Below are 8495 nucleotides of genomic sequence, written 5' to 3'. Positions count from 1 at the left end.
GTAATGCGCCGCCATCTCGGCATAGGTGCGATTGATCTGCGGGTCGTAGAGGCTCGCCTTGATGACCGCGACCTTGGTGTTGTCAGGCACCAAGAGCGCCGGCACGCCGTCGATCGCCGCCAAGGTGCCGACGTGGGCGCTGATCCAGTCGGCAAGCCCCTGCGTCCACGTCGCCTGCGCATAGGTGAAGCTCGAGGCGCCGAGCACGGCGACGAAGATCTGCGCCGTCCTCCGCTCGCCGGTGAGGCGGTCGACCACCACCGGGACGCCGTCGCCCGCGTAGTCGACGAACAGCTTGTCGCCGGCCGCGTGCGCCTGGCGCATCGTCACCGACAGGCGTCCCTCCCAGGCGCGGTAAAGCTCGCAGAAGCGCGAGTACCGATATCCGCCGGGCTCGGCGCCGATGTACTCCTCCCACAGGATCGACAGCGTCACGTGCTTGCGCTTGAGCTCTCGGTGCACCGCCGCCCAATCGGGCTCGGCGATGCGGCGATGACCCTGCCGGTTACCATTGCCGGTCTTGGCGAACAGGCGGGCCTCCAGGGCCGCGTCCGTGAGTCCGTCGGGCAACGGCCAGCTCAGGCCTGCGGCCTCGAACCGCCGGATGGTCAGCCGCACTGTCGAGGGCGCCGCGCCCATCCGCCGAGCAATCTCGCGGCTCGGCAGCCCAGCCGCCTTCATCCTGATCACATCGCGCACACGGCGCATCGCAAGCCTCTCCGTCGGCATCCAGGGTCCCCCTTCGCAAAACCGAAAGGTTGACCCTATGGGAGCCAGAAGAGGTCTCGATACCCGGGCGACATCATCCCGGAATGGTGGGCGACATCATCTCGGAACGGGTGGGCGACTTCAAATCGGAATGGTGGGCGAGATCATCTCGGAATCCTGGGCGACATCGATCGGAATCCGCATCTCGAGCGATGAGGCCGCGACCGTTCGGTCTCGGCCTAACCTCTTGGCTTGGTACAGCGCGATGTCAGCCTCCCGGACAAGAGCCGCCTCGTCACAGGCGTTATTCGATTTCTCGGCAACCCCGACGCTGACGGTCACGCTTCCGCCACCCGCGGGGTGCGGTATCGCAAGCGCGCAGACCATTCCCCGAAGGGCTTCTCCCCGTGCGATAGCCTTGCTCTCGGTCGCGCCCGGCATGATGATCGCAAACTCCTCTCCGCCATATCGCGCAGCGTGGCCGCTCAGGTGACTTGCTGCGGTCGCAATTGCGACTGCGATACGTCGAAGACATTCGTCGCCAGCCAGGTGGCCAAGCGCATCGTTGAAACCCTTGAAGTTGTCGATATCGATCAGCAGGACTGCCATCGAGGCTTGCCGCTAAAAGGTTTCCCGGAGGTGGGCGTCAAAGCCGCGGCGGTTCGCAAGCTGAGTCAGGCCATCCGTAGTAGCCAGCTGGGATAGGCGCCTGTTCGCTGATGACAATTGTACTTCCAGTGCTTTGCGCTGGGTGATGTCGCGCAAAACCGCAACAGTTTCGGCGTTGCGCCCCATCCATCGACCGAAAAAATTCGCCTCGAACCACGCCGTCGAACCGTCAGCATGCATCATCTGAAACTGACAGAAGCCGAGGTATCATCGTCCCGCCATCCATGTCCGATCCGCGCCAAAATCTTCCGGTCGTCGGGGTGGACAAAATCAATATATGGACGGCCGAGAACCTGCTCTTCGCTCATGCCAAGGGCTGCGGACACCGATTGCGAGACGTATTGGCAAATGCCACGGCTATCGAGGACCACCACAACATCCGCGATCTTGTCAGCAAGCAGGCGATGCCTACGCTCCCCCTCGCTTAGCGACTGCTCAAGCCTCGCACGATAGATGAATTAGCGGGCAAGAACGACCGAGATTGCCAGAATGGCGAGCAACAGGCCGACGGCTACCGCCGCATCGATCTTGAGATCGGCCCGCCAGGAGGAGACGATCTCGTCATACGTGCGGGCGACTGCCACCACCAACCCGTACTCCTCCGCCTGCTCATACCCGAAATACTTGCTAAGACCGTCGAAGGGCGACGTAATGGCATAAAAGCCGGATCGCCCCTGATGCAGCTTCACCTTGAAGAGGTCAGTCTGCGAAAGGTCTTTGCCGCTGGTCCCGACGGAAGATGCACCGGTGCCCTGCCTTCGCCGGTGATCAAGATTACGCCGCCATGTTCAGCGATGCCGAAGGCCCGGTAGAAGTTTCCGAAATAGTCGGTAAGGATGGATGCCATCACGACGCCCACAAACTCTCCATTTGCGGCATTGGTGATGCGCCTGGAGAGCACAATGGTGGGCATGCAGGTCGTGCGCGAAGAGAAAGGCCCGCTGATCATGAGTTCCGGGCCGGCATGGCTTTCATTGTAACGGAAGTATTCGCGATCGGCATTGTTGTGGCCGCTGATCGGCAAGGCGCTGGAGTAGACTGCATCGCCGCGCGCATCGAGTACCTTGATCTCGCGCAATTGGGGCAGGGAGCGAACCGTGCTTGCCAAGTAACCGTTGAGGCGCTCTGCCCTGTCCGGTTTGCAATAGGCCAGCATTTCGGCCACGCCCGCCATCACCACATCGGCGCGCGGATGGTGTGCACCGCATGCTGCGCCAAAGAGTGGACCAGGTTTTTGATGTCCTGCTCGGCTCGCCCGATCGCCGCCTCGCGACCCGCCTCGGCCTTCCAGCCGATCAAGCCAAGCACAGAAGCCGCCATCAATAAAGGAATGGACCAGACCGCCACCATCGGATGTCATTCAATCTGACGCTGGACGCGACGCGGCATGTTCTTCCCCACATGTTATGGAGATGATAGGTGTCATCTGATCTTTGAAAAGCAGTGAACGCCGCGAGCCCTTTCATTGGCTTAATTAACGAATGGCTTTTGAAGTTATCGGAATTCAGCAGGGCAGGCCAGGGCAGGGCAGGAACACGGAAGATTACGGAGACTGCTTGACGTTGAGGACGCTAACGCCTTTTCGCCTACTCTCGTGCGAAAGGGGGGAGGTCATGACGGTCCACCTCGGAGCGCAGATAGACGCCTACCAGGTGTTAAGAAATGACCCGGGGCACTGGGACCGGCAGATCGCCGCAGATCTTGCAGCTGAGATGAAGGCGATTTCTGGGGACCGCAGCTCTGATATCCCCGAGATCAGACGTTTCCTTGCCGTGAAGGGTTACCGGGACCTTAAGGCGCATCTGGCTGATGCGGTGCAGATGGCCGGAAGCCCGCTCCTGACAGGGTACTGTTTTGATCACAACAAGCGAGCTGCGCTGTTGGTCAGTTTCGATCGAGAATGTCGCGTACCCGTGCAGCGAGCTGTTCGTATGTGAACGGCTTGGACAGTAACTCGACGCCGGCGTCGACCCGCCCATGATGGACGATGGCGTTCCGCGAGTACCCTGTCGTAAACAGCACTTTTAGTTCCGGCCGTAACTTTATCGCTTCATCGGCGAGCACCTTGCCACTGCGACCTGGCAAGACCACGTCCGTGAATAGCAGATCGACACGCTGATCGGTCTCGAGTATTGCGATGGCCGCATCCGCTGCTTCCGCCTGCAAAACCCGATAGCCCATTTCGCTGAGGATCATCACGCTGTGGGAGCGGACGTCCTCGTTGTCCTCCACCACCAGGACGGTTTCGCCGGCACTTCCCCCCGGAGCAGGCGGCTCTGAGGTTTCGACGGATATGTCTTGTCCATGATACCGCGGGAAGTACATCTTCACGGTCGTGCCTTCGCCCACCTCGCTGTAGATGGTGACGTGACCGCCTGATTGTTTCACGAATCCGTACACCATGCTGAGACCGAGGCCTGTGCCGCGCCCGACCTCCTTGGTGGTATAGAACGGCTCGAACACCCGACTAACGACATCCTTTGGAATACCGCTGCCCGTATCACTGACGCTGATGAGCACGTACTGGCCGGGCACAACCTCGGCTGTCGTCTCCACGTAACGTTGGTCCAAGAACATGTTGGCAGTTTCGATCGTGAGCTTGCCGCCACCCGGCATCGCATCGCGCGCGTTGACCGCCAGGTTGATGATGGCGCTCTCCAACTGGTTTGCATCCGCCTCGACCGTCCACAGCCGCGGCGAAAGCACGCCTTCCAGCTCGATCTGCTCTCCCAAAGTGCGGTGAAGCAGCTCCGTCATATCACGCACCAGGCCATTGAGATCGAGCGGCTTCGGCGTGAGAGGCTGCCGGCGCGAAAACGCGAGCAGCCGCGAAGTGAGGCTGGATGCACGCTGGGCACCTTGCAAAGCCATATCCGCCGCTCGTTTGATCCTTGCATGGTCCTCGGGCTTGGCGCGCCGGATGGTGTCAAGGCCGCCGACGATGATGGTCAGCAGGTTATTGAAGTCGTGGGCCACTCCGCCGGTCAGCTGACCGACCGCTTCCATCTTCTGCGCCTGCCGCAGCGCTTCTTCGGCACTCATGCGGTCGGCCACCTCCTTGGCGACCCGCAATTCCAGCTCCGCGTTCAAATTCTGCAGCTGCTGCTCGGCCTTCAGCCGGTCCTGAAAAAGGCGGGCATTGTCCATGGCGACGGCCGCTTGGGCGGCGAGTCCGACCAAACCTTCCTCAGCGAGAGGTGTAAAAACGCCAGGTTTGGAGTGTCCGAAAAAGAGTCCGCCGATCACCTCACCCGATCGCGACCGAACCGGCACCGCCAGATAGCTGCATACCGGTAAATGCCCTTTTGGCATGCCGTGATATGGCGCCGACTTGCCGTAGCGCGGGTCCTTGGTGATGTCGTCGGATCGTACGATGCCCAAACCCTCGAAGGTGGGGCCGAACACGGCGGTATTCCGCGGCATCGGAAACTTCTCGAAAGCGGATCGCGGCACCCCAGACAGGGTGTACAGGAGATAACTTTCGCCGGACTCGTCGAGGACATTGTAGAAGAAGGCGCCAAATTCGGCCCCGCAAAGCGCGACGCCGGCATCCGTCACCGTTTGGACCACGCGCTCAAGATCTAGGTCTCCGGCCACCGCCGCTGCTGACTGGTTCAGTCTGGCGAGCACCTCGGTTTGTGCCTTCAGCGCAAGCTCGGCCTCCTTGCGCTCATCGATGTCGAGGACAGAGCCGATGGAACCGAGGAGACGGCCGTCTTCAGAATGACGTGGCACGGCCGCGTTGACCACCCAGCGATATCCTCCGTCGGCCTTGCGCAGCCGGTACTCCACGCGTGTTGCGCCGTGACCTGGCTGTGTGCCCATCACGACTGCCTGAGCTGCCTGGCGATCGTCCTCGTGAACGGCGTCCAGCCAACCCGTGCCGAGAGAAGCCTCTGGGGCGCGACCGGTGAAGTCATGCCAGAGCTTGTTGAGATAAATGACAGCTCCGGTCGCGTCGGCGACCCACATCATCACGGGCGCATGGTCGGCCATATTACGGAAGCGCACCTCGCTTTCACGAACTACCGCCGTAAGTTCACGGCGCACCTCGGCCATCCGGATGTTGGCATTGACGCGGGCGAGGAGCTCGCGGGCGGCAAAAGGTTTGGCTAGGTAGTCGTCCGCCCCTGCTTCAAGGCCTTCCACCTGAGCTTCGGCGCCGGCGCGCGCCGAAAGTAGAATCACAGGCACATCGGCCAAGGCAGGCGCGGCCCTCAATCGGGAGAGCAGGCCGAACCCGTCAAGCTTCGGCATCATCACGTCACTGAGAACAAGGTCGGGCCGTGCCTGATTGATGACGGTCAAAGCCGCTTCGCCGTCGGCCACCGCCCTAACGTGATAGCCCTCGTCCTCGAGCAGCCTTTGGAGATAATCGCGCATGTCGGCGTTGTCGTCGGCAAGCACGACGCTTTTGCCCTTTCCCAAGCCTCGCGCGGTACCTGCCGGCATCGCTTCGGGAAGGATCTCGCTCACGCCCAGCTGCATCTGCTTCCCTGGTAACAAGCGCTCCGCTTCATCGACGAACTCTCGGCTTCGGCTCGATAAAGCCGAGGGCTCGACGGCATCCTGCAGCTGTTCTGCAGGAAGATGGGCGCTGCCGAAAGGCAAGGAAATACGGAATCTAGTTCCCTTGCCAAGCTCACTTTCGGCGCTGATGGTCCCGCCGTGGAGTTTCACGAGGTCCTGCACCAGCGCGAGACCGATGCCGCTTCCTTCGAAACTTCGCCCTTGCGGACCTTCGACCCTGTGAAAGCGCTCGAAGAGCTTCGGTAATTCGCCGGCGGCTACACCGATGCCTGTATCAGAGACTTCGACGACGGCCTGGCCCGTTCGGCTGCCGACGTACACCTCGACATGCCCTTGGAAGGTGAACTTGAATGCATTGGAGAGCAGGTTCAGCAGTACCTTCTCCCACATATCACGGTCCACGTAGACCGGGGAGGGGAGGGGCGCGCAGCGCAGGCGCAGCTCAAGCCCCGCCTTTTCCATCGCCGAGCGGAAACTGGAAGCAACGTCGGCACTGTACGCGGCAAGATCCGTTGGCTTATATTTGGCCGTCGCGCGGCCTGCTTCGATCCGCGAGAAGTCGAGCAGACCGTTGACCAGCCGCAACAGCCTGCCGCTGTTGCGATACGCTAGATCCAGCTGAGCCCGAACAGCGTCAGGGATGTCGCTTGCCATTGCCTCTTCAAGAGGCCCAAGCATCAACGTGAGGGGGGTCCTGAACTCGTGGCTGACGTTGGAGAAGAAAGCCGTCTTGGCGCGGTCTATTTCCGCAAGTGCTTCGGCCCGGCGGCGCTCCTGCTCAAAAGCACGGACGTTGATCAGCGCCGTGGCGATGTGGGCGGCCGCCCGCTCAATAAAGGCTCGGTATTCATCGTCCAGCGCGCGTCTCGGGCTTACACCTGCAACAAGGAAACCGGAGATCGCGCGGTCCTGCAGCGGCGCCGCGATCGGCGCAACCAGGGCGCAATCGGACGGCTCCGGCCACGGGCCGCCGGGGAGGGGCTCGCCAAACCTCGCGGTCAAGCCTTCAACAGCTATGGTACGCCCTTGTTGAGCCTCCCGGGTCGGCCATGCGGCCTGATCGTCGCCCAACTCGATGGTCGCGGGGCTCGCAATTCCGTTCTCAACAAGCTGCGAGCAGCCGACCAGCCGAGCGCAATTGCTTGCTTCGTCCAGCCTGTAAAGCAACGCGAATGGCACGTCCGCCGCTTTCGCGGCGAACATCGCGACGGCGACGTCGAACACTTCCTGTTCTGACCGGGCCATTGAGACGCGCTCGGCGAGCTCGCGCAAGGTCCGCTCGCGCCGTTCGCCGACGACCCTGAAGGTTGTCTCGACCACTGCATTGAAAATGTCTTCAACGCGGCCGTGTTCGCCCCTGATCGGGCTGAAGGTGAAATTGAAGTAGCATTCCTCCGTGTAGCCATGGCGGCGCATCGGCAGCAGCTGGTCTTCCTGCCAGACGCCTTCGCCGGTTGACTGGACCTTTTCATAAAGCGGACCGATATCGTCCCAAATTTCTGGCCAAACTTCGCGCCCCGGCCGTCCAAGGGCCCAGGGATGCTTTTCGCCAGGGATGGGGCTCCAGGCATCGTTGTAGAGCAGTGCCAGTTCGTTGCCCCAGTAGATCGCAATCGGGAAATTTGTCCCAAGACAGATACTGACGGCCGCCCGCAGGCTCTGCGGCCACTTGACTACCGGGCCGAAGGGCGTGCTCGCCCAATCGTGTCGCCGCATAAGGCGACCCATCGCGCCGCCCCCAGATAGAAATTGCGGCCCCGTATCCTCTCCAGCGGCCGCGCCGTCGCCTGCTTCCATGCTCTTGCTCGCCCCGACTTCCGGCCCTCACCGGTTTCTCTTACCTTTTAACGACACGCAACTCCAATGCGCGTGGAACTTTCGCGGTCAGAATGTTTGGTTCGGCTTGCTGAGATCTCGTGGAACTCTGGTCATCATCCGGAGTCCGATCTTTTTTGCAAGGTACGAATTCAATGACTTGGAGAACCATAAAGCCAACGAAACCGGATATCCTCATTGCGAACGCGGTGGCCCGCAATACCAATTCTTCCATCGAGCGCGTCGCCCGCGGTCTGACCTGAGGCGCTGACGAACACATCCTTTTGGCCGTTGCTTTCGCGGGGTGGGCAGCAACCCGGGGCAGGTCGGAGCGGCTTCAGCGGGCTGGCAATCATGCGCTCCTCGTAGCCGCGGCAACCGCCCTGATCCCACTTGGGTTCAAAGCCTTGATCAACCAGACGCGTCCTGACCGAAGGACCGTGCTCGGTCATTTGAACGGGTATCCCTTTCCGGTCAGCGTGAAGACGCCTTCCCTTCGGGTCATGCATTGCACATGGTGCCCTTGCTTCGGCTGCGGGCACGGTGCCACCGCTGCCGCGTAGAACGATAAGAGCCTTAGCCGTAGGCCTTTCATTATCGAGAGTCGTAATCCTTACGCATTGGGCAAGCGATGTCGTGATTGGTTTCGCACTTGGTGCCATGGTGGAGCGTATTGTGAGGTTGTGGACCGGATATCCCGTTACGGAAAACCGGTCTACCCCGTGGGTCGGTCAAAATCCCCCGGGTATGGTCACTTGAAACTCCCCCACCTG

The 8495-nt window shown here is 61.2% G+C and carries 10 protein-coding genes; 2 read left to right on the top strand and 8 right to left on the bottom strand.

The features are described from left to right. The 6 genes from istA to JHD07_RS25730 form a co-directional block, all read right to left on the bottom strand. On the bottom strand, window positions 1-708 hold a 708-nt coding region (istA, locus tag JHD07_RS25750; protein WP_291627160.1), incomplete at its 3' end, for an IS21 family transposase. A 141-nt stretch (window positions 709-849) separates the two neighbouring features. Further along, window positions 850-1317: a GGDEF domain-containing protein gene (locus JHD07_RS25745; RefSeq protein WP_049820489.1), complete on the bottom strand. Its 468-nt coding sequence runs from the start codon at window positions 1315-1317 to the stop codon at window positions 850-852. A 239-nt stretch (window positions 1318-1556) separates the two neighbouring features. Further along, on the bottom strand, window positions 1557-1832 hold the full coding sequence (locus tag JHD07_RS39880) for a PAS domain-containing protein (protein WP_080655027.1): 276 nt from the start codon (window positions 1830-1832) through the stop codon (window positions 1557-1559). A 3-nt stretch (window positions 1833-1835) separates the two neighbouring features. Continuing rightward, window positions 1836-2066 carry a hypothetical protein gene (locus JHD07_RS25740; protein ID WP_024343436.1) on the bottom strand — a complete coding sequence of 77 codons (231 nt, stop codon included), beginning with the start codon at window positions 2064-2066 and terminating at the stop codon, window positions 1836-1838. Beyond that, window positions 2063-2551, bottom strand: coding sequence for a cache domain-containing protein (locus JHD07_RS25735; RefSeq protein WP_024343437.1), 489 nt, complete (start codon window positions 2549-2551; stop codon window positions 2063-2065). Before JHD07_RS25735 ends, JHD07_RS25740 begins: the two co-directional genes overlap by 4 nt. Then, complete coding sequence (locus tag JHD07_RS25730; RefSeq protein ID WP_196232452.1) at window positions 2551-2727, bottom strand: hypothetical protein; 177 nt, start codon at window positions 2725-2727, stop codon at window positions 2551-2553. Before JHD07_RS25730 ends, JHD07_RS25735 begins: the two co-directional genes overlap by 1 nt. 263 nt (window positions 2728-2990) lie before the next feature. On the opposite strand from JHD07_RS25730, the gene JHD07_RS25725 reads away from it, so the two are divergent. Then, window positions 2991-3314: a hypothetical protein gene (locus JHD07_RS25725; protein WP_155248810.1), complete on the top strand. Its 324-nt coding sequence runs from the start codon at window positions 2991-2993 to the stop codon at window positions 3312-3314. On the opposite strand, the gene JHD07_RS25720 is transcribed toward JHD07_RS25725, so the two are convergent. Continuing rightward, complete coding sequence (locus JHD07_RS25720; protein WP_049820491.1) at window positions 3262-7704, bottom strand: ATP-binding protein; 4443 nt, start codon at window positions 7702-7704, stop codon at window positions 3262-3264. The two genes, JHD07_RS25725 and JHD07_RS25720, sit on opposite strands and share 53 nt — an antisense overlap. A 170-nt stretch (window positions 7705-7874) precedes the next feature. Further along, window positions 7875-8174, bottom strand: a complete 300-nt coding sequence (locus JHD07_RS39875) for a hypothetical protein (protein WP_349509786.1) — start codon at window positions 8172-8174, stop codon at window positions 7875-7877. Window positions 8175-8265: 91 nt separating this feature from the next. Here JHD07_RS39875 and JHD07_RS39870 point away from each other — a divergent pair, with 91 nt between their 5' ends. Then, the gene (locus JHD07_RS39870; protein ID WP_349509814.1) at window positions 8266-8481 is read left to right on the top strand and encodes a phosphatase PAP2 family protein; all 216 of its coding nucleotides are present in this window, start codon (window positions 8266-8268) and stop codon (window positions 8479-8481) included. Window positions 8482-8495: the final 14 nt, after the last annotated feature.

It is taken from the genome of Bradyrhizobium sp., assembly GCF_016462955.1.
Taxonomy (GTDB): domain Bacteria; phylum Pseudomonadota; class Alphaproteobacteria; order Rhizobiales; family Xanthobacteraceae; genus Bradyrhizobium.
This window is presented reverse-complemented; position numbering and strand designations above follow the sequence as displayed.